The 17,525-nt window shown below is 67.5% G+C and carries 30 protein-coding genes; 29 read left to right on the forward strand and 1 reads right to left on the reverse strand.

Features of this window, described 5'->3' with window-relative positions; genetic code table 11:
• Positions 1-3 precede the first annotated feature (3 nt).
• From rplD to truA, 29 genes are all read left to right on the forward strand, one after another.
• Positions 4-660: a 50S ribosomal protein L4 gene (gene rplD, locus ADL34_RS01035; protein WP_062664039.1), complete on the forward strand. Its 657-nt coding sequence runs from the start codon at positions 4-6 to the stop codon at positions 658-660.
• On the forward strand, positions 660-1,079 hold the full coding sequence (rplW, locus tag ADL34_RS01040; protein ID WP_062664037.1) for a 50S ribosomal protein L23: 420 nt from the start codon (positions 660-662) through the stop codon (positions 1,077-1,079). Before rplD ends, rplW begins: the two co-directional genes overlap by 1 nt.
• 38 nt (positions 1,080-1,117) lie before the next feature.
• Positions 1,118-1,954 carry a 50S ribosomal protein L2 gene (gene rplB / locus ADL34_RS01045; protein ID WP_055622537.1) on the forward strand — a complete coding sequence of 279 codons (837 nt, stop codon included), beginning with the start codon at positions 1,118-1,120 and terminating at the stop codon, positions 1,952-1,954.
• 12 nt (positions 1,955-1,966) lie between these two features.
• A complete protein-coding gene (gene rpsS, locus ADL34_RS01050; protein ID WP_019753092.1) occupies positions 1,967-2,248 on the forward strand; it encodes a 30S ribosomal protein S19 in 282 nt (93 codons plus the stop codon).
• A 43-nt stretch (positions 2,249-2,291) separates the two neighbouring features.
• Positions 2,292-2,639: a 50S ribosomal protein L22 gene (gene rplV / locus ADL34_RS01055; protein WP_003998827.1), complete on the forward strand. Its 348-nt coding sequence runs from the start codon at positions 2,292-2,294 to the stop codon at positions 2,637-2,639.
• Positions 2,639-3,460: a 30S ribosomal protein S3 gene (gene rpsC, locus ADL34_RS01060; protein ID WP_014674374.1), complete on the forward strand. Its 822-nt coding sequence runs from the start codon at positions 2,639-2,641 to the stop codon at positions 3,458-3,460. The genes rplV and rpsC overlap by 1 nt, the downstream gene beginning before the upstream one ends.
• Positions 3,461-3,465: 5 nt before the next feature.
• The gene (rplP, locus tag ADL34_RS01065; protein ID WP_009190136.1) at positions 3,466-3,885 is read left to right on the forward strand and encodes a 50S ribosomal protein L16; all 420 of its coding nucleotides are present in this window, start codon (positions 3,466-3,468) and stop codon (positions 3,883-3,885) included.
• Entirely contained in the window at positions 3,885-4,109 is a 225-nt protein-coding gene (gene rpmC / locus ADL34_RS01070) for a 50S ribosomal protein L29 (protein WP_007494763.1), read from the forward strand. Before rplP ends, rpmC begins: the two co-directional genes overlap by 1 nt.
• Positions 4,106-4,390 (forward strand): 30S ribosomal protein S17, encoded by a 285-nt coding sequence (gene rpsQ / locus ADL34_RS01075; RefSeq protein ID WP_039656223.1) that lies wholly within the window; start codon positions 4,106-4,108, stop codon positions 4,388-4,390. The genes rpmC and rpsQ overlap by 4 nt, the downstream gene beginning before the upstream one ends.
• A gap of 97 nt (positions 4,391-4,487) precedes the next feature.
• Positions 4,488-4,856 (forward strand): 50S ribosomal protein L14, encoded by a 369-nt coding sequence (gene rplN / locus ADL34_RS01080; protein ID WP_003998823.1) that lies wholly within the window; start codon positions 4,488-4,490, stop codon positions 4,854-4,856.
• Positions 4,857-4,858: 2 nt separating this feature from the next.
• A complete protein-coding gene (rplX, locus tag ADL34_RS01085) occupies positions 4,859-5,182 on the forward strand; it encodes a 50S ribosomal protein L24 (protein ID WP_033272457.1) in 324 nt (107 codons plus the stop codon).
• Positions 5,182-5,739, forward strand: a complete 558-nt coding sequence (rplE, locus tag ADL34_RS01090) for a 50S ribosomal protein L5 (RefSeq protein WP_007494758.1) — start codon at positions 5,182-5,184, stop codon at positions 5,737-5,739. The genes rplX and rplE overlap by 1 nt, the downstream gene beginning before the upstream one ends.
• Before the next feature lie 5 nt (positions 5,740-5,744).
• The gene (locus ADL34_RS01095) at positions 5,745-5,930 is read left to right on the forward strand and encodes a type Z 30S ribosomal protein S14 (RefSeq protein ID WP_003948630.1); all 186 of its coding nucleotides are present in this window, start codon (positions 5,745-5,747) and stop codon (positions 5,928-5,930) included.
• Positions 5,931-6,143: 213 nt separating this feature from the next.
• Entirely contained in the window at positions 6,144-6,542 is a 399-nt protein-coding gene (rpsH, locus tag ADL34_RS01100) for a 30S ribosomal protein S8 (protein WP_053759511.1), read from the forward strand.
• A 24-nt stretch (positions 6,543-6,566) separates the two neighbouring features.
• The gene (gene rplF, locus ADL34_RS01105; protein WP_062664035.1) at positions 6,567-7,106 is read left to right on the forward strand and encodes a 50S ribosomal protein L6; all 540 of its coding nucleotides are present in this window, start codon (positions 6,567-6,569) and stop codon (positions 7,104-7,106) included.
• A gap of 3 nt (positions 7,107-7,109) precedes the next feature.
• Positions 7,110-7,493, forward strand: a complete 384-nt coding sequence (gene rplR / locus ADL34_RS01110; RefSeq protein ID WP_007494754.1) for a 50S ribosomal protein L18 — start codon at positions 7,110-7,112, stop codon at positions 7,491-7,493.
• Positions 7,494-7,532: 39 nt separating this feature from the next.
• Positions 7,533-8,138 (forward strand): 30S ribosomal protein S5, encoded by a 606-nt coding sequence (rpsE, locus tag ADL34_RS01115; RefSeq protein WP_009190144.1) that lies wholly within the window; start codon positions 7,533-7,535, stop codon positions 8,136-8,138.
• 2 nt (positions 8,139-8,140) lie between these two features.
• Complete coding sequence (rpmD, locus tag ADL34_RS01120; RefSeq protein WP_003974250.1) at positions 8,141-8,323, forward strand: 50S ribosomal protein L30; 183 nt, start codon at positions 8,141-8,143, stop codon at positions 8,321-8,323.
• Between the two features lie 2 nt (positions 8,324-8,325).
• Positions 8,326-8,781, forward strand: coding sequence for a 50S ribosomal protein L15 (gene rplO, locus ADL34_RS01125; protein ID WP_062664033.1), 456 nt, complete (start codon positions 8,326-8,328; stop codon positions 8,779-8,781).
• 244 nt (positions 8,782-9,025) lie between these two features.
• Positions 9,026-10,339, forward strand: coding sequence for a preprotein translocase subunit SecY (gene secY / locus ADL34_RS01130; RefSeq protein WP_062664030.1), 1,314 nt, complete (start codon positions 9,026-9,028; stop codon positions 10,337-10,339).
• Positions 10,339-11,001, forward strand: a complete 663-nt coding sequence (locus tag ADL34_RS01135; RefSeq protein ID WP_062664028.1) for an adenylate kinase — start codon at positions 10,339-10,341, stop codon at positions 10,999-11,001. The genes secY and ADL34_RS01135 overlap by 1 nt, the downstream gene beginning before the upstream one ends.
• Before the next feature lie 132 nt (positions 11,002-11,133).
• Positions 11,134-11,970 carry a type I methionyl aminopeptidase gene (map, locus tag ADL34_RS01140; protein WP_062664026.1) on the forward strand — a complete coding sequence of 279 codons (837 nt, stop codon included), beginning with the start codon at positions 11,134-11,136 and terminating at the stop codon, positions 11,968-11,970.
• A gap of 352 nt (positions 11,971-12,322) precedes the next feature.
• Entirely contained in the window at positions 12,323-12,544 is a 222-nt protein-coding gene (infA, locus tag ADL34_RS01145; protein WP_003948620.1) for a translation initiation factor IF-1, read from the forward strand.
• A 59-nt stretch (positions 12,545-12,603) separates the two neighbouring features.
• Positions 12,604-12,717, forward strand: a complete 114-nt coding sequence (gene rpmJ / locus ADL34_RS01150; protein WP_003974245.1) for a 50S ribosomal protein L36 — start codon at positions 12,604-12,606, stop codon at positions 12,715-12,717.
• A 192-nt stretch (positions 12,718-12,909) separates the two neighbouring features.
• Positions 12,910-13,290, forward strand: coding sequence for a 30S ribosomal protein S13 (gene rpsM / locus ADL34_RS01155; protein WP_004984507.1), 381 nt, complete (start codon positions 12,910-12,912; stop codon positions 13,288-13,290).
• 64 nt (positions 13,291-13,354) lie between these two features.
• Positions 13,355-13,759, forward strand: coding sequence for a 30S ribosomal protein S11 (gene rpsK, locus ADL34_RS01160; protein WP_003956432.1), 405 nt, complete (start codon positions 13,355-13,357; stop codon positions 13,757-13,759).
• A gap of 155 nt (positions 13,760-13,914) precedes the next feature.
• Positions 13,915-14,937 carry a DNA-directed RNA polymerase subunit alpha gene (locus tag ADL34_RS01165; protein WP_003966937.1) on the forward strand — a complete coding sequence of 341 codons (1,023 nt, stop codon included), beginning with the start codon at positions 13,915-13,917 and terminating at the stop codon, positions 14,935-14,937.
• Between the two features lie 184 nt (positions 14,938-15,121).
• Positions 15,122-15,613 carry a 50S ribosomal protein L17 gene (gene rplQ / locus ADL34_RS01170; RefSeq protein WP_062664024.1) on the forward strand — a complete coding sequence of 164 codons (492 nt, stop codon included), beginning with the start codon at positions 15,122-15,124 and terminating at the stop codon, positions 15,611-15,613.
• A gap of 75 nt (positions 15,614-15,688) precedes the next feature.
• A complete protein-coding gene (gene truA, locus ADL34_RS01175; protein WP_062664023.1) occupies positions 15,689-16,546 on the forward strand; it encodes a tRNA pseudouridine(38-40) synthase TruA in 858 nt (285 codons plus the stop codon).
• Between the two features lie 2 nt (positions 16,547-16,548).
• On the opposite strand, the gene ADL34_RS01180 is transcribed toward truA, so the two are convergent.
• Positions 16,549-17,514: a hypothetical protein gene (locus tag ADL34_RS01180; protein ID WP_234374914.1), complete on the reverse strand. Its 966-nt coding sequence runs from the start codon at positions 17,512-17,514 to the stop codon at positions 16,549-16,551.
• Positions 17,515-17,525 lie beyond the last annotated feature (11 nt).

The following is a 17,525-nucleotide window of genomic DNA, read 5'->3' on the forward strand; positions in this document are numbered from 1 at the left end:
CCGATGAGCACTGTTGACATCCTTTCGCCTGCTGGCGACAAGGCCGGTTCCGTCGAGCTCCCCGCGGAGATCTTCGACGTAGAGAAGATCAGCGTTCCGCTGCTCCACCAGGTCGTCGTCGCCCAGCTGGCCGCTGCCCGTCAGGGCACGCACAAGACCAAGACCCGTGGCGAAGTCCGTGGTGGCGGCAAGAAGCCGTACCGCCAGAAGGGCACCGGTCGCGCCCGTCAGGGTTCGACCCGCGCGCCGCAGTTCGCCGGTGGTGGCGTCGTGCACGGTCCCGTGCCGCGTGACTACTCGCAGCGGACCCCGAAGAAGATGAAGGCCGCGGCCCTGCGCCACGCCCTCACCGACCGGGCCCGCAACAACCGCATCCACGTCGTCTCCGGCGTGATCGAGGGCGACAACCCGTCCACGAAGGCCGCGAAGAGCCTGTTCGGCAAGATCTCGGAGCGCAAGAACCTGCTCCTGGTCGTCGAGCGCGCCGACGAGGCCGCGTGGCTGTCCGCCCGCAACCTGCCCCAGGTCCACATCCTGGAGCCGGGCCAGCTGAACACGTACGACGTTCTCGTCTCGGACGACGTGGTCTTCACCCAGGCCGCGTTCGAGTCCTTCGTGTCGGGCCCGAAGGCCGATGACACCGAAGGGAGCGAGGCCTGATGGCTATCCGTCACCCCGCTATTGCCTCCAAGGCCGCGAAGAAGGCCAAGGCCGCTCGCGTCGCCAAGGCGCGCCGCCACGCCGCCGAGGGCAAGAACACCGTCGTCACCCCGGTCAGCAAGGCGTACACGGACCCCCGTGACGTCCTGCTGAAGCCGGTCGTGTCGGAGAAGAGCTACGCGCTCCTCGACGAGAACAAGTACACGTTCATCGTCGACCCGAACGCCAACAAGACCCAGATCAAGCAGGCCGTCCAGGCGGTCTTCGACGTCAAGGTCACTGGGGTCAACACGATCAACCGCGCCGGCAAGCGCAAGCGGACCCGCACCGGGTTCGGCCAGCGTGCCGCCACCAAGCGCGCGATCGTGACCCTCGCCGAGGGCGACCGTATCGACATCTTCGGCGGTCCGACCGCGTAAGCGGGTCGGATCGTCCGATATCGGACGAGGACTGAGAAATGGGAATCCGCAAGTACAAGCCGACTACGCCGGGCCGCCGTGGCTCCAGCGTCGCCGACTTCGTCGAGGTCACGCGGTCCACGCCGGAGAAGTCGCTGGTCCGCCCCCTGCACAGCAAGGGCGGCCGTAACAACGCCGGTCGTGTGACCGTTCGCCACCAGGGTGGCGGACACAAGCGCGCCTACCGCGTGATCGACTTCCGTCGTCACGACAAGGACGGCGTGCCGGCGAAGGTCGCGCACATCGAGTACGACCCCAACCGCACCGCGCGCATCGCGCTGCTGCACTACGCCGACGGCGAGAAGCGCTACATCCTCGCCCCGCGCAACCTGCAGCAGGGTGACCGCGTCGAGAACGGTCCCGGGGCCGACATCAAGCCGGGCAACAACCTGGCGCTCCGCAACATCCCGGTCGGTACCACGATCCACGCGATCGAGCTCCGTCCCGGTGGCGGCGCCAAGTTCGCCCGCTCCGCCGGTGCCTCCGTGCAGCTGCTCGCGAAGGAGGGCCAGATGGCCCACCTCCGCATGCCGTCCGGTGAGATCCGCCTGGTCGACGTGCGCTGCCGCGCCACCGTCGGCGAGGTCGGCAACGCCGAGCAGAGCAACATCAACTGGGGCAAGGCCGGCCGCAAGCGCTGGCTGGGCGTCCGCCCGACCGTTCGCGGTGTGGCGATGAACCCGGTTGACCACCCGCACGGTGGTGGTGAGGGCAAGACCTCCGGTGGTCGCCACCCGGTCTCCCCGTGGGGTCAGAAGGAAGGTCGTACTCGTGCTCCCAAGAAGGCGAGCAACAAGTACATCGTCCGCCGCCGCAAGACGAACAAGAAGCGCTAGGAGCGGGTTTAGATGCCGCGCAGTCTCAAGAAGGGGCCCTTCGTCGACGACCACCTGATCAAGAAGGTGGAAGCCCAGAACGAAGCCGGCACCAAGAACGTCATCAAGACCTGGTCCCGTCGCTCCATGATCGTGCCGGCCATGCTCGGCCACACGCTCGCGGTGCACAACGGCAAGACCCACATCCCGGTGTTCGTCACCGAGTCGATGGTCGGCCACAAGCTCGGCGAGTTCTCGCCGACGCGCACCTTCCGGGGCCACGTCAAGGACGACCGGAAGTCGAAGCGCCGCTAGTAGCGGATCGCATTCAGACACGTAAGAAACTGAAGGGACAACCATGGAAGCCAGGGCCCAGGCGCGGTACATCCGCGTCACGCCCATGAAGGCCCGCCGCGTGGTGGACCTCATCCGTGGCATGGACGCCACGGAGGCCCAGGCTGTTCTGCGATTCGCTCCGCAGGCAGCCTCCGTGCCGGTCGGCAAGGTGCTCGACAGCGCCATCGCCAACGCCGCGCACAACTACGACCACACGGACGCCTCCTCGCTGTTCATCAGCGAGGCGTACGTCGACGAGGGCCCGACCCTGAAGCGGTTCCGGCCGCGCGCCCAGGGCCGTGCCTACCGGATCCGCAAGCGGACCAGCCACATCACCGTGGTCGTCGCCAGCAAGGAAGGAACCCGGTAATGGGCCAGAAGGTTAACCCGCATGGGTTCCGGCTCGGTGTCACCACGGACTTCAAGTCCCGGTGGTACGCCGACAAGCTGTACAAGGACTACGTCAAGGAAGACGTCGCCATCCGTCGGATGATGACGTCCGGCATGGAGCGCGCCGGCATCTCGAAGGTGGAGATCGAGCGCACCCGTGACCGCGTCCGTGTGGACATCCACACCGCTCGCCCGGGCATCGTCATCGGCCGCCGCGGCGCCGAGGCCGACCGCATCCGCGGTGACCTGGAGAAGCTGACCGGCAAGCAGGTCCAGCTGAACATCCTCGAGGTCAAGAACCCGGAGACGGACGCTCAGCTGGTGGCCCAGGCCGTCGCCGAGCAGCTCTCCTCCCGCGTCTCCTTCCGCCGTGCCATGCGCAAGAGCATGCAGTCGGCGATGAAGGCCGGCGCCAAGGGCATCAAGATCCAGTGCGGTGGCCGCCTCGGTGGCGCCGAGATGTCCCGCTCGGAGTTCTACCGCGAGGGCCGCGTGCCCCTGCACACGCTCCGCGCGAACGTGGACTACGGCTTCTTCGAGGCCAAGACGACCTTCGGCCGCATCGGCGTGAAGGTCTGGATCTACAAGGGCGACGTCAAGAACATCGCCGAGGTCCGCGCCGAGAACGCCGCTGCCCGTGCGGGTAACCGCCCGGCGCGCGGCGGTGCCGACCGCCCGGCCCGTGGTGGCCGCGGTGGCGAGCGGCGCGGTCGTAAGCCGCAGCAGGCTGCCGGCGCCGAGGCCCCCAAGGCCGAGGCTCCCGCCGCCGCTCCGGCTGAGAGCACCGGAACGGAGGCCTGACCGTCATGCTGATCCCCCGTAGGGTCAAGCACCGCAAGCAGCACCACCCGAAGCGCAACGGTATGTCCAAGGGTGGAACGCAGGTTGCGTTCGGCGAGTACGGCATCCAGGCGCTGACCCCGGCCTACGTGACGAACCGCCAGATCGAGGCGGCTCGTATCGCGATGACCCGCCACATCAAGCGTGGCGGCAAGGTCTGGATCAACATCTACCCGGACCGTCCCCTCACCAAGAAGCCGGCCGAGACCCGCATGGGTTCCGGTAAGGGTTCGCCGGAGTGGTGGATCGCCAACGTCAAGCCCGGACGCGTCATGTTCGAGCTGTCGTACCCCAACGAGAAGATCGCCCGTGAGGCCCTGACTCGCGCAGCCCACAAGCTGCCGATGAAGTGCCGGATCGTCAAGCGCGAGGCAGGTGAAGCGTGATGTCGGCCGGTACCAAGGCGTCCGAGCTGCGCGAGCTGGGCAACGAGGAGCTTCTGGCGAAGCTCCGCGAGGCCAAGGAAGAGCTGTTCAACCTCCGCTTCCAGGCGGCCACGGGTCAGCTCGAGAACCACGGTCGGCTGAAGGCCGTCCGCAAGGACATCGCGCGGATCTACACCCTGATGCGCGAGCGTGAGCTGGGCATCGAAACGGTGGAGAACGCATGAGCGAGAGCAACGTGACTGAGAACAAGGAAGCTCGCGGTTTCCGCAAGACCCGTGAGGGTCTGGTCGTCAGCGACAAGATGGACAAGACCGTCGTCGTCGCCGTCGAGGACCGCGTCAAGCACGCGCTGTACGGCAAGGTCATCCGCCGTACCAACAAGCTCAAGGCGCACGACGAGCAGAACGCCGCGGGTGTCGGCGACCGCGTCCTCCTCATGGAGACCCGGCCGCTGTCCGCCACGAAGCGCTGGCGTGTCGTCGAGATCCTCGAGAAGGCCAAGTAATTCCTGCGGGACAAACCCGGCAGGTCAGTTCCGCCAGGCTCCGGGAGCCGCTCACTGAGCGGCTCCCGGGGAACCGGCAGACAAACAGGAGATAGACGTGATCCAGCAGGAGTCGCGACTGCGTGTCGCCGACAACACTGGTGCGAAGGAGATCCTTTGCATCCGTGTGCTCGGTGGCTCCGGTCGCCGCTACGCGGGCATCGGTGACGTCATCGTCGCCACCGTCAAGGACGCGATCCCCGGTGGCAACGTGAAGAAGGGTGACGTCGTCAAGGCGGTCATCGTTCGCACCGTCAAGGAGCGCCGCCGTCCGGACGGCTCGTACATCCGCTTCGACGAGAACGCCGCCGTCATTCTGAAGAACGACGGCGACCCTCGCGGCACCCGTATCTTCGGCCCCGTCGGCCGTGAGCTGCGCGAGAAGAAGTTCATGAAGATCATCTCGCTCGCGCCGGAGGTGCTGTAAGCATGAAGATCAAGAAGGGCGACCTGGTCCAGGTCATCACCGGTAAGGACAAGGGCAAGCAGGGCAAGGTCATCGCGGCCTTCCCCCGCGAGGACCGTGTCCTGGTCGAGGGTGTCAACCGGGTCAAGAAGCACACCAAGGCCGGCCCGACCGCCAGCGGTTCGCAGGCCGGCGGCATCGTCACGACCGAGGCGCCGATCCACGTCTCCAACGTCCAGCTGGTCGTTGAGAAGGACGGCAACAAGGTCGTCACGCGTGTCGGTTACCGCTTCGACGACGAGGGCAACAAGATCCGCGTTGCCAAGCGGACGGGTGAGGACATCTGATGGCTACCACCACGACTCCGCGTCTCAAGACGAAGTACCGCGAGGAGATCGCGGGCAAGCTGCGTGACGAGTTCAAGTACGAGAACGTCATGCAGATCCCCGGCCTCGTCAAGATCGTGGTCAACATGGGTGTGGGCGACGCCGCCCGCGACTCCAAGCTGATCGAGGGCGCCATCCGCGACCTCACCACGATCACCGGTCAGAAGCCGGCCGTCACCAAGGCCCGTAAGTCCATCGCGCAGTTCAAGCTGCGTGAGGGTCAGCCGATCGGTGCCCACGTCACGCTCCGTGGCGACCGCATGTGGGAGTTCCTGGACCGCACCCTGTCGCTCGCGCTGCCGCGCATCCGCGACTTCCGCGGTCTGTCCCCCAAGCAGTTCGACGGCCGTGGCAACTACACCTTCGGTCTCACGGAGCAGGTCATGTTCCACGAGATCGACCAGGACAAGATCGACCGCGTCCGGGGTATGGACATCACCGTGGTCACCACGGCGACCAACGACGCTGAGGGCCGCGCGCTCCTTCGTCACCTCGGCTTCCCCTTCAAGGAGGCGTGAGCGAGATGGCGAAGAAGGCTCTGATCGCTAAGGCTGCTCGCAAGCCCAAGTTCGGTGTGCGTGGCTACACCCGCTGCCAGCGCTGCGGCCGTCCGCACTCCGTGTACCGCAAGTTCGGCCTGTGCCGCGTGTGCCTTCGTGAGATGGCTCACCGTGGCGAGCTGCCGGGCGTGACCAAGAGCTCCTGGTAATCCCCGCTTTCAGGGATAACCAAGGCTCTCGGTAAGCAGACAGGGCGGCAGGACGCCCAGCCCGCATGCCTTAGGCTTGTGGGGTTGGGCGTCTGTCGCCGCCCGTACGACTTACTACGCCGTAGGTCCACCGCGCCGCACCCGTCCCGTCTCGGATCGGGGAGAGGGATGGCGCACCAGGAAACCCCGGCGAGAGAGGCCGAAGGCCAATTCATGACCATGACTGATCCGATCGCAGACATGCTTACGCGTCTGCGGAACGCGAACTCGGCGTACCACGACACCGTGGCGATGCCGCACTCGAAGATCAAGTCGCACATCGCGGAGATCCTCCAGCAGGAGGGCTTCATCACGGGCTGGAAGGTCGAGGACGCCGAGGTCGGCAAGAGCCTCGTTCTCGAGCTGAAGTTCGGCCCGAACCGTGAGCGCTCCATCGCGGGCATCAAGCGGATCTCCAAGCCCGGTCTCCGGGTGTACGCGAAGTCCACCAACCTGCCGAAGGTGCTCGGCGGCCTGGGCGTGGCCATCATCTCCACGTCCCACGGTCTCCTCACCGACAAGCAGGCCGGCAAGAAGGGCGTGGGTGGGGAAGTCCTCGCCTACGTCTGGTAGCAGAAGGGAACGGAGGAAACAGCTATGTCGCGCATCGGCAAGCTCCCCATCGCGGTTCCCGCCGGCGTGGACGTCACCATCGACGGCCGTACGGTCAAGGTCAAGGGCCCCAAGGGCGAGCTGACCCACACCGTCTCGGCGCCGATCGAGGTCGCCAAGGGCGAAGACGGCACCCTGTCGGTGACCCGCCCGAACGACGAGCGTCAGAACAAGGCCCTGCACGGCCTGTCCCGCACGCTGGTGGCGAACATGATCACCGGCGTGACCCAGGGTTACGTGAAGAAGCTCGAGATCAGCGGTGTCGGTTACCGCGTGACCGCCAAGGGTTCGAACCTCGAGTTCGCGCTCGGTTACAGCCACCCCATCACGGTCGAGGCCCCCGAAGGCATCACCTTCAAGGTCGAGGCGCCCACGCGTTTCTCGGTCGAGGGCATCGACAAGCAGAAGGTCGGCGAGGTCGCGGCCAACATCCGCAAGCTGCGCAAGCCCGACCCGTACAAGGCCAAGGGCGTCAAGTACGAGGGCGAAGTCATCCGCCGCAAGGTCGGAAAGGCGGGTAAGTAAGCCATGGCATACGGACAGAAGATCCTCAAGGGCGACGCCTACAAGCGCGCCGCGATCAAGCGCCGCCACATCCGGATCCGTAAGCACATCAACGGAACGGCGGAGCGTCCGCGTCTGGTCGTTACCCGCTCGAACCGCCACATCGTGGCCCAGGTGATCGACGACATCAAGGGTCACACCCTGGCGTCCGCGTCCACCCTGGACACCTCGATCCGCGGTGGCGAGGGCGACAAGTCCGCGCAGGCCAAGCAGGTCGGCGCCCTGGTCGCCGAGCGCGCCAAGGCCGCCGGTGTCGAGGCTGTCGTGTTCGACCGTGGTGGCAACCAGTACGCCGGGCGCATCGCCGCCCTGGCGGACGCCGCCCGCGAAGCCGGGCTCAAGTTCTGAGCCTGCCGTAGCTAGCGGAAACAGAGAGAGGTAAATCCAATGGCTGGACCCCAGCGCCGCGGTGGCGGTGCCGGTGGCGGCGAGCGGCGGGACCGGAAGGGCCGTGACGGCGGCGCAGCTGCCGCCGAGAAGACCGCGTACGTTGAGCGCGTTGTCGCGATCAACCGCGTCGCCAAGGTTGTGAAGGGTGGTCGTCGCTTCAGCTTCACCGCGCTGGTCGTGGTGGGCGACGGTGACGGCACCGTGGGTGTCGGTTACGGCAAGGCCAAGGAGGTGCCGGCCGCCATCGCCAAGGGTGTTGAGGAGGCCAAGAAGCACTTCTTCAAGGTCCCCCGTATCCAGGGCACCATCCCGCACCCCATCCAGGGTGAGAAGGCTGCCGGCGTCGTGCTGCTCAAGCCCGCGTCGCCCGGTACCGGTGTTATCGCCGGTGGTCCGGTGCGCGCCGTGCTCGAGTGCGCCGGTATCCACGACGTGCTGTCGAAGTCGCTCGGCTCCGACAACGCCATCAACATCGTGCACGCGACCGTGGAGGCCCTGAAGGGCCTGCAGCGTCCCGAGGAGATCGCGGCCCGCCGTGGTCTGCCGCTCGAGGACGTCGCCCCCGCGGCCCTGCTGCGTGCGCGTGCCGGGGCGGGTGCGTAATCATGGCGCAGCTGAAGATTACGCAGGTCAAGTCCTACATCGGCAGCAAGCAGAACCACCGCGACACCCTGCGCTCCCTTGGTCTCAAGGGCATCAACACGCAGGTCGTCAAGGAGGACCGCCCCGAGTTCCGCGGCATGGTGCACACCGTCCGCCACCTCGTGACGGTCGAGGAGGTCGACTGATCATGGCGGAGCAGAACCCGCTCAAGATCCACAACCTCCGTCCGGCCCCCGGTGCCAAGACCGCGAAGACCCGTGTCGGTCGTGGTGAGGCGTCGAAGGGTAAGACGGCCGGTCGTGGTACCAAGGGCACCAAGGCCCGTTACCAGGTTCCGGAGCGCTTCGAGGGTGGCCAGATGCCCCTCCACATGCGTCTCCCGAAGCTGAAGGGCTTCAAGAACCCGTTCAAGACCGAGTACCAGGTCGTCAACCTGGACAAGCTCGCCTCCCTCTACCCCGAGGGCGGCGAGGTCACGGTCGCGGACCTGGTCGAGAAGGGTGCCGTTCGCAAGAACAGCCTCGTCAAGGTGCTCGGCCAGGGCGAGATCTCCGTGGCGCTGCAGGTGACGGTCGACGCCGTCTCCGGCTCCGCCAAGGAGAAGATCACCGCCGCCGGCGGCAGCGTCACCGAGCTCGTCTGATTGCATCAGGCGTCTCGATGACTTGAGCGATCCCGACCGGGGATACCCCACAAATGGGGTATCCCCGGTTGGTCGTTCCTAGGGGGGCGGTCTCGCCGGTAAGGTGGCCTGCACTGCCCACTTTCACGGGTGCGTCACATGAGGCACTCTGAGCGGCAGTTGACCGTTAGCTAAGTCGTTCCCTATCAGTCGAACCTCAGACCGTCACCCTTGACGCAGTTGCGCGGGGGTCGCAGGAGGCACCGTGCTCACCGCGTTCGCCCGGGCGTTCAAGACGCCCGACCTGCGCAAGAAGCTGCTCTTCACGCTCGGCATCATCGTGATCTACCGGATCGGTACCCACATCCCGATCCCCGGCGTCGACTACCGGGCCGTTCAGGTCTGTATCGACCAGGCGAGCACGAACCAGGGCATCTTCGGCCTGGTCAACATGTTCAGTGGCGGCGCGCTGCTGCAGATCACGATCTTCGCGCTCGGCATCATGCCGTACATCACGGCGAGCATCATCCTGCAGCTGCTGACCGTCGTGATCCCGCGTCTGGAGGCCCTGAAGAAGGAGGGCCAGGCGGGTACCGCGAAGATCACGCAGTACACCCGCTACCTCACGGTCGCGCTCGCCATCCTCCAGGGCACCGGCCTGGTCGCCACCGCCCGCAGCGGCTCGCTGTTCCCGCAGTGCGCCGTCGCCGGCCAGATCGTCCCGGACCGCTCCATCTTCACGACCATCACGATGGTCATCACCATGACCGCCGGTACGGCCGTCGTCATGTGGCTCGGTGAGCTCATCACCGACCGCGGCATCGGCAACGGCATGTCGATCCTGATGTTCATCTCGATCGCCGCGACCTTCCCGGCCGCGCTGTGGGCCATCAAGCAGCAGGGCGACCTGGCGGACGGCTGGATCGAGTTCGGCACGGTGATCCTCGTCGGCCTGGTCATGGTCGGCCTGGTGGTCTTCGTCGAGCAGGCGCAGCGCCGCGTACCCGTCCAGTACGCGAAGCGCATGATCGGCCGCCGTTCCTACGGCGGTACGTCCACGTACATCCCGCTCAAGGTGAACCAGGCGGGTGTGATCCCCGTCATCTTCGCGTCGTCGCTGCTCTACATCCCGGCACTGATCGTGCAGTTCTCCGGATCGAACGCCGGATGGGCCGCCTGGATCCAGCAGAACCTGGCCAGTACGTCGGCCCCGGTTCACATCGCTCTGTACTTCCTGCTGATCGTCTTCTTCGCGTTCTTCTACGTGGCCATCTCGTTCAACCCCGAGGAAGTCGCGGACAACATGAAGAAGTATGGTGGCTTCATCCCGGGCATCCGGGCTGGCCGACCGACCGCTGAGTACCTGTCGTACGTACTCAACCGGATCACGTGGCCGGGCTCGCTGTACTTGGGTCTGATCGCTCTCGTGCCGACGATGGCGTTGGCTGGTTTTGGGGCAGACCAGAACTTCCCGTTCGGCGGGACCAGCATCCTCATCATCGTGGGTGTGGGTCTTGAGACGGTGAAGCAGATCGAGAGCCAGCTCCAGCAGCGCAATTACGAAGGGTTCCTCCGCTGATGCGAATCGTCCTCGTCGGGCCGCCGGGTGCCGGTAAGGGAACGCAGGCCGCGTTCCTGGCCAAGAACCTGTCGATCCCGCACATCTCCACGGGCGACCTGTTCCGCGCCAACATCAGCCAGCAGACGGACCTCGGCAAGCTCGCGAAGTCCTACATGGACGCGGGCAACCTGGTTCCGGACGAGGTCACCATCGGGATGGCCAAGGACCGCATGGAGCAGCCGGACGCCGAGAACGGCTTCCTGCTCGACGGCTTCCCGCGCAACGTGTCGCAGGCCGAGGCGCTCGACGAGATGCTCCGCTCCGAGAGCATGAAGCTCGACGCGGTGCTGGATCTCGAGGTCCCCGAGGACGAGGTCGTCAAGCGGATCGCCGGGCGGCGGATCTGCCGCAAGGACTCCGCGCACGTCTTCCACGTCACGTACAGCCGGCCGAAGCAGGAGGGCGTCTGCGACGTCTGCGGCGGCGAGCTGTACCAGCGGGACGACGACTCCGAGGAGACGGTCCGCAAGCGGCTCGAGGTCTACCACACGCAGACCGAGCCGATCATCGACTACTACAAGGCGCAGGGGCTGGTCGTGACCATCTCCGCCCTCGGCAAGGTCGAGGAGGTCACGGCTCGCGCCATGCAGGCGCTGAAGCGTGACGAGGACGCCAAGTAGGAGTCACCAGCTCGTACGGCGCAGCCGCGGTTCCCGGTCAGGGGGCCGCGGCTGCTGCGTGGGGCGGGGTGTGGCTCCGCCCTTATGGTTGAGAAAAGTCCCGCAGTCCGGTCCGAGAAAGGCCCCGCCGCCATGGTGCAGATCAAGAACCCCGAGCAGATCGCCAAGATGCGCGAGGCGGGGCTGGTCGTCGCCGCCATCCACGCGGCCACCCGGGAGGCCGCGGTGCCCGGGGCCAGCACCAAGGATCTGGACGAGGTCGCGCGCAAGGTGCTCGCCGAGCACGGTGCCAAGTCGAACTTCCTGGGGTACGGCGGCTTCCCGGCGACGATCTGCACGTCCGTGAACGACGTGGTCGTCCACGGCATCCCCTCGGAGGACGTCGTCCTCAAGGACGGCGACATCATCTCCATCGACTGCGGTGCCATCGTCGACGGCTGGCACGGCGACGCCGCCTACACGGCGTTCGTGGGCTCCGGGCACGCCCCCGAGCTGGTGGAGCTGTCCCGGGTGACCGAGGAGTCGATGTGGGCCGGCATCGCGGCCATGAAGCCGGGCAACCGCCTCGTGGACGTCTCCCGTGCCATCGAGACGTACATCCGCCGCCAGCCCAAGCCGGGCGGCGGCCGCTACGGGATCATCGAGGACTACGGCGGCCACGGCATCGGCACCGAGATGCACATGGACCCGCACCTGCTGAACTACGTGGAGCGCCGGCGCGGCAAGGGCCCCAAGCTGGTCCCCGGCTTCTGCCTGGCCATCGAGCCGATGGTCTCCCTGGGCACCCCGAAGACCGAGGTCCTCGAGGACGACTGGACGGTCATCACGACGGACGGCACCTGGTCCTCGCACTGGGAGCACTCGGTCGCCCTGACCGAGCAGGGCCCGCTGGTCCTCACGGCCCCGGACGGCGGCAAGGCCAAGCTGGCGGAGCTGGGCGTGACGGCGGCGCCCGATCCGCTGGGGTGACCGACGGCCTGAGGCCAGGACGCCGGTCGGAGGCCGGCGCAGCCGCGCGAAGCTTGTGAGGCGCCCTGGGCGCCGAGCCCGCGAGGGCGGCGTCGAGAAGGGCCAGCCGGCGGCAAGGCCAAGCTGGCGGAGCTGGGCGTGACGGCGGCGCCCGATCCGCTGGGGTGACCGACGGCTGAGGCCCGGACGCCGGTCGGATCCGCTTGCGTAAGGATCACCCCTGTGGGGCAGACTTCCCCGATTCGTCTTTCCGGGTGCGCTGACGTAGACTGACTCGTCGGCTCTCGTGTACCCGCATGTCCGCATGCGCTCGCAGAGAGTCGATCAAGGTAGTCGATTCGAAGGGCGAAGCGTGGCCAAGAAGCAAGGTGCCATCGAGATCGAGGGCACTGTCGTCGAGTCTCTTCCGAACGCCATGTTCAAGGTCGAGCTCCAGAACGGCCACCAGGTCCTGGCACACATCAGCGGCAAGATGCGTATGCACTACATCCGCATCCTCCCTGACGACCGGGTCGTGGTGGAGCTGTCTCCGTACGACCTGACGCGTGGCCGGATCGTCTACCGCTACAAGTAGATCTTGCCCGGGCCCCGGTTCTTCCGGGGCGTTGGCACTGACCCGGAGAACCTCACCCCATGAAGGTCAAGCCGAGCGTCAAGAAGATCTGCGACAAGTGCAGGGTGATCCGCCGTCACGGTCGGGTCATGGTCATCTGCGACAACCCGCGCCACAAGCAGCGCCAGGGCTGACGCACGACCACACCCCTCTGCACCGCTATCGCAGAGATTCGCGCGACGCGAGCTGAATTGTTCATACGCAGAGCCCTGGCGAGCTGTCGCCAGACACCCCCGGTTCGGAGGCCGGGGACCCAGTTCGTACCTGGTACGGCGGCTGGGAACCGGTTCTGCGGAAGACCTCCGACAACCACCAGGAGCCATTGAATGGCACGCGTTTCCGGTGTTGACATCCCGCGCGAAAAGCGCGTGGAGATCGCCCTCACCTACGTGTTCGGCATCGGCCGGACCCTTTCGCAGCAGACGCTGGCCGCCACCGGCGTCGACCCGAACACCCGCGTTCGCGACCTCTCCGAGGAGCAGCTCGTCGCGATCCGCGAGTACGTCGACAACAACATCAAGACCGAGGGTGACCTCCGTCGCGAGATCCAGGCCGACATCCGCCGCAAGGTCGAGATCGGTACCTACCAGGGTCTGCGTCACCGTCGCGGCCTGCCCGTCCGCGGTCAGCGCACCAGCACGAACGCCCGTACCCGCAAGGGCCCGCGTCGCGCCATCGCCGGCAAGAAGAAGCCGGGCAAGAAGTAGTCCGCAGCGGACACCGTCCAGCGGTCTTCGCTGTAGGACCGACCACCTCCCGTAGGAGTAATAGATGCCCCCCAAGGGTCGTCAGGGCGCTGCCAAGAAGGTGCGCCGCAAGGAAAAGAAGAACGTCGCTCACGGCCACGCGCACATCAAGAGCACGTTCAACAACACGATCGTCTCGATCACGGACCCGTCCGGCAACGTGATCTCCTGGGCCTCCGCCGGCCACGTCGGCTTCAAGGGCTCCCGGAAGTCCACGCCGTTCGCCGCGCAGATGGCCGCCGAGTCGGCTGCCCGCCGCGCCCAGGAGCACGGCATGCGCAAGGTCGACGTGTTCGTGAAGGGCCCGGGTTCCGGTCGTGAGACCGCGATCCGCTCCCTGCAGGCCACGGGCCTCGAGGTCGGCTCCATCCAGGACGTCACCCCGACCCCGCACAACGGCTGCCGTCCGCCGAAGCGCCGCCGCGTCTGATCGTCTGACGCACGCGCTTCACCGGGCTTTTCGGGCGGTACGGCTCCTCGGGGCCGTATCGCCCGTACCCTTGCAGTACCCGTCCCTCTTGCCGGGGGCGGTTTCCGTCGGGCGTCAAATAGCGGGCGTCCACGAAAGAAGGATCTGATCCACACATGCTGATCGCTCAGCGTCCCTCGTTGACCGAAGAGGTCGTCGACGAATTCCGCTCCCGGTTCGTGATCGAGCCGCTGGAGCCGGGCTTCGGCTACACCCTCGGCAACTCCCTGCGCCGCACCCTCCTCTCGTCGATCCCCGGCGCTGCTGTCACCAGCATCCGCATCGACGGTGTCCTGCACGAGTTCACCACCGTGCCGGGCGTCAAGGAGGACGTCACCGACCTGATCCTCAACATCAAGCAGCTGGTCGTCTCCTCGGAGCACGACGAGCCCGTCGTGATGTACCTGCGCAAGCAGGGCCCGGGTCTGGTCACCGCCGCCGACATCGCGCCCCCGGCCGGTGTCGAGGTGCACAACCCCGACCTCGTCCTCGCCACGCTCAACGGCAAGGGCAAGCTGGAGATGGAGCTGACGGTCGAGCGCGGCCGCGGTTACGTCTCCGCCGTGCAGAACAAGCAGGTGGGCCAGGAGATCGGCCGTATCCCGGTCGACTCCATCTACTCGCCGGTGCTGAAGGTCACGTACAAGGTCGAGGCCACGCGTGTCGAGCAGCGCACCGACTTCGACAAGCTGATCGTCGACGTCGAGACCAAGCAGGCGATGCGTCCCCGTGACGCCATGGCCTCCGCCGGTAAGACCCTGGTCGAGCTGTTCGGTCTCGCCCGCGAGCTGAACATCGACGCCGAGGGCATCGACATGGGTCCGTCCCCGACGGACGCGGCGCTGGCGGCCGACCTCGCGCTCCCGATCGAGGAGCTCGAGCTGACCGTCCGCTCGTACAACTGCCTCAAGCGCGAGGGCATCCACTCCGTGGGTGAGCTCGTGGCGCGTTCCGAGGCCGACCTGCTCGACATCCGCAACTTCGGTGCGAAGTCGATCGACGAGGTCAAGGCGAAGCTCGCGGGTATGGGCCTGGCGCTCAAGGACTCGCCTCCCGGGTTCGACCCCACCGCCGCCGCGGACGCCTTCGGGGCGGACGACGACGCGGACGCCGGGTTCGTGGAGACCGAGCAGTACTGAGAGCTCGGGCTTTCCGGTCCGTACTCGGGTGCGGGTGTGCTGTGGTTTCTCGCGCAGTTCCCCGCGCCCCTTCCGGGCACGGCCCCTTTCGGGGCCTGTGCCCGGATCTCCGACGGGCGACCGCCCGCTCGGATACTGACCCCGGTACCTGATACGGCCGGGGCAGACACACAGGAGAAAGAACATGCCGAAGCCCACCAAGGGTGCCCGTCTGGGCGGCAGCGCCGCGCACGAGAAGCTCCTCCTCGCGAACCTGGCGAAGAGCCTCTTCGAGCACGGCCGGATCACCACCACCGAGGCGAAGGCCCGCCGTCTGCGGCCGTACGCCGAGCGTCTGATCACCAAGGCGAAGAAGGGCGACCTTCACAACCGCCGTCAGGTGCTCCAGGTCATCACGGACAAGGGCATCGTCCACACGCTCTTCACCGAGATCGGCCCGCGGTACGAGAACCGTCCGGGTGGCTACACCCGGATCACCAAGGTCGGTAACCGCCGTGGCGACAACGCGCCCATGGCTGTCATCGAGCTGGTCGAGGCGCTGACGGTCGCCCAGGAGGCCACCGGTGAGGCCGAGGCCGCCACCAAGCGTGCCGCCAAGGACGCCGACGCCGCCGAGACCAAGGTCGACACGACCAAGGCCGACGAGGCTCCCGCCGAGGAGTCGAAGGACGCCTAGTCCGGGGCTGTTCGATCGCGGGTCCGTCCCTTCCGGGGGGCGGGCCCGCTTTCGTGTCGCTGAGAGGATCTACGGGTGAGTGACGAAGTGGAACCCGGGTACGTACGGCTGCGCCTCGACCTGTCGTACGACGGCACCGAGTTCTCCGGGTGGGCCAAGCAGGCCGGCGGGCGTCGGACCGTGCAGGGGGAGATCGAGGACGCGCTGCGGACCGTCACCCGGTCCGGGGGCACCACGTACGAGCTGACCGTCGCGGGGCGGACGGACGCCGGGGTGCACGCGCGCGGGCAGGTCGCCCACGTGGATCTGCCGCGCGCGGTGTGGGCCGAGCACAGCGAGAAGCTGCTCAAGCGGCTCGCCGGGCGGCTGCCCAGGGACGTGCGCGTGTGGGCGCTGCGCGAGGCGCCCGCCGGGTTCAACGCCCGGTTCTCCGCGGTGTGGCGGCGGTACGCCTACCGCGTGACCGACAACCCCGGGGGCGTCGATCCGCTGCTGCGCAACCACGTCCTGTGGCACGACTGGCCGCTCGACGTGGACGCCATGAACGAGGCGGCCCAAGGGCTCCTCGGGGAGCACGACTTCGCCGCCTACTGCAAGAAGCGGGAGGGCGCGACGACCATCCGCACTCTCCAGGAGCTGAGCCTGGTGCGCGGGGACGACGGGATCGTCACCGCGACCGTGCGGGCGGACGCCTTCTGCCACAACATGGTGCGCTCGCTCATCGGGGCGCTGCTGTTCGTGGGGGACGGGCACCGGCCCCCGGACTGGCCCGGCAAGGTGCTCGCCGCCGGTGTCCGGGACTCCGCCGTGCACGTCGTACGGCCGCACGGGCTGACCCTCGAAGAGGTCGGCTATCCGGCGGACGAGCTGCTGGCCGCGCGGAACAAGGAGGCGCGCAACAAGCGGACGCTGCCCGGCGCCGGCTGCTGCTGAGCTCAGTCCCGGTCCAAGGTGGCCAGCGTGTCGGCGAGGGCGCCGGCGGCGGAGTCGGCGTCGCGGCCGTCGCCGCGCGCGACGGCGGCGAGCTCCACGTGCAGGAACAGGGCGTGCCGGCGCTCGGCCGTCCTGCCCTGCACGTTGGCCGTGCCCTCCAGCGGGCAGCGGGCCGACCAGCCGCGGCAGACCCGCAGGCCGTCGGCCTCCAGCCGGTCGGCCAGGGCGGTGGCCTCGCCGGGTGCGCTGCCGGCCGCGCCGCCGGACACGATGGCCTCGTAGGGGCGCTCGCGGGTCCGGGAGAAGCCGTGCAGCTGCAGGCCGGGCACCCCGCGCTTCTGCAGTTCCTCGACGACCGTGTGGAAGGCGCTGTCCTCGCGGTGCGCCACGTCCGCGGAGCCGGAGCGGCCGGCCCTGCGGTGGGCGCCGGCCAGGACCAGCGCGCCGGACGGGGTGTCCTCCAGCAGCCGGACGCCCAGTTCCTCGGTGTCGCGGTCGGAGACCGGATGGGGCACCTGGACGTTCCAGCGCAGGGTCGAGTCGGCGTTCAGGTAGAGGCGTCCCCAGTGCGCGGCGTCGCCGTCGGGCTCGGTCGCGGCTATCTCGTCGTAGCGGCGGCCGGAGTCGGTGTCGGTGAGGCGGGTCACGGAGAGGCCGAGCGGGGAGAGCCGGCGCTCGGCCTCCGCCGCGTCACCGTCGAGCAGCGCGCCCACCCCGTCCGCCAGCCGCTCGCGCTCGTCGGTGCCGGGCGGGCTGTAGTGGCCGTCGGGTGCGAAGTCCGCCGTGTACGTGAGGACGCGGCTGCGCAGATCGACGAGTTCGCGGGCCTGCGGAGCCGACGGTTCCGTGCGGTCGGCGGATGCCGAGTCGCAGGACGCGAGTGCGAGGGTCAGAACCGCCGGGGCAAGAATGCGAGTGAAACGTGATGCTCTTGTGATGAATGACGGCGATTGAGATGTGAGTGGCATGTGAGTATGTC

Origin of the sequence: Streptomyces sp. NRRL WC-3605 (genome assembly GCF_001509795.1) — a bacterium.
Classification (GTDB): Bacteria; Actinomycetota; Actinomycetes; order Streptomycetales; family Streptomycetaceae; genus Streptomyces; species Streptomyces viridochromogenes.

What these genes read in the sequence shown, in the direction of transcription:
- rplD (WP_062664039.1), top strand. Translation starts at nt 4, where the DNA reads ATGAGCACTGTTGACATCCTTTCGCCTGCTGGCGACAAGGCCGGTTCC.
- rplW (WP_062664037.1), top strand. Translation starts at nt 660, where the DNA reads ATGGCTATCCGTCACCCCGCTATTGCCTCCAAGGCCGCGAAGAAGGCC.
- rplB (WP_055622537.1), top strand. Translation starts at nt 1,118, where the DNA reads ATGGGAATCCGCAAGTACAAGCCGACTACGCCGGGCCGCCGTGGCTCC.
- rpsS (WP_019753092.1), top strand. Translation starts at nt 1,967, where the DNA reads ATGCCGCGCAGTCTCAAGAAGGGGCCCTTCGTCGACGACCACCTGATC.
- rplV (WP_003998827.1), top strand. Translation starts at nt 2,292, where the DNA reads ATGGAAGCCAGGGCCCAGGCGCGGTACATCCGCGTCACGCCCATGAAG.
- rpsC (WP_014674374.1), top strand. Translation starts at nt 2,639, where the DNA reads ATGGGCCAGAAGGTTAACCCGCATGGGTTCCGGCTCGGTGTCACCACG.
- rplP (WP_009190136.1), top strand. Translation starts at nt 3,466, where the DNA reads ATGCTGATCCCCCGTAGGGTCAAGCACCGCAAGCAGCACCACCCGAAG.
- rpmC (WP_007494763.1), top strand. Translation starts at nt 3,885, where the DNA reads ATGTCGGCCGGTACCAAGGCGTCCGAGCTGCGCGAGCTGGGCAACGAG.
- rpsQ (WP_039656223.1), top strand. Translation starts at nt 4,106, where the DNA reads ATGAGCGAGAGCAACGTGACTGAGAACAAGGAAGCTCGCGGTTTCCGC.
- rplX (WP_033272457.1), top strand. Translation starts at nt 4,859, where the DNA reads ATGAAGATCAAGAAGGGCGACCTGGTCCAGGTCATCACCGGTAAGGAC.
- rplE (WP_007494758.1), top strand. Translation starts at nt 5,182, where the DNA reads ATGGCTACCACCACGACTCCGCGTCTCAAGACGAAGTACCGCGAGGAG.
- ADL34_RS01095 (WP_003948630.1), top strand. Translation starts at nt 5,745, where the DNA reads ATGGCGAAGAAGGCTCTGATCGCTAAGGCTGCTCGCAAGCCCAAGTTC.
- rpsH (WP_053759511.1), top strand. Translation starts at nt 6,144, where the DNA reads ATGACCATGACTGATCCGATCGCAGACATGCTTACGCGTCTGCGGAAC.
- rplF (WP_062664035.1), top strand. Translation starts at nt 6,567, where the DNA reads ATGTCGCGCATCGGCAAGCTCCCCATCGCGGTTCCCGCCGGCGTGGAC.
- rplR (WP_007494754.1), top strand. Translation starts at nt 7,110, where the DNA reads ATGGCATACGGACAGAAGATCCTCAAGGGCGACGCCTACAAGCGCGCC.
- rpsE (WP_009190144.1), top strand. Translation starts at nt 7,533, where the DNA reads ATGGCTGGACCCCAGCGCCGCGGTGGCGGTGCCGGTGGCGGCGAGCGG.
- rpmD (WP_003974250.1), top strand. Translation starts at nt 8,141, where the DNA reads ATGGCGCAGCTGAAGATTACGCAGGTCAAGTCCTACATCGGCAGCAAG.
- rplO (WP_062664033.1), top strand. Translation starts at nt 8,326, where the DNA reads ATGGCGGAGCAGAACCCGCTCAAGATCCACAACCTCCGTCCGGCCCCC.
- ADL34_RS01135 (WP_062664028.1), top strand. Translation starts at nt 10,339, where the DNA reads ATGCGAATCGTCCTCGTCGGGCCGCCGGGTGCCGGTAAGGGAACGCAG.
- map (WP_062664026.1), top strand. Translation starts at nt 11,134, where the DNA reads ATGGTGCAGATCAAGAACCCCGAGCAGATCGCCAAGATGCGCGAGGCG.
- rpmJ (WP_003974245.1), top strand. Translation starts at nt 12,604, where the DNA reads ATGAAGGTCAAGCCGAGCGTCAAGAAGATCTGCGACAAGTGCAGGGTG.
- rpsM (WP_004984507.1), top strand. Translation starts at nt 12,910, where the DNA reads ATGGCACGCGTTTCCGGTGTTGACATCCCGCGCGAAAAGCGCGTGGAG.
- rpsK (WP_003956432.1), top strand. Translation starts at nt 13,355, where the DNA reads ATGCCCCCCAAGGGTCGTCAGGGCGCTGCCAAGAAGGTGCGCCGCAAG.
- ADL34_RS01165 (WP_003966937.1), top strand. Translation starts at nt 13,915, where the DNA reads ATGCTGATCGCTCAGCGTCCCTCGTTGACCGAAGAGGTCGTCGACGAA.
- rplQ (WP_062664024.1), top strand. Translation starts at nt 15,122, where the DNA reads ATGCCGAAGCCCACCAAGGGTGCCCGTCTGGGCGGCAGCGCCGCGCAC.
- ADL34_RS01180 (WP_234374914.1), bottom strand. Translation starts at nt 17,514, where the DNA reads ATGCCACTCACATCTCAATCGCCGTCATTCATCACAAGAGCATCACGT.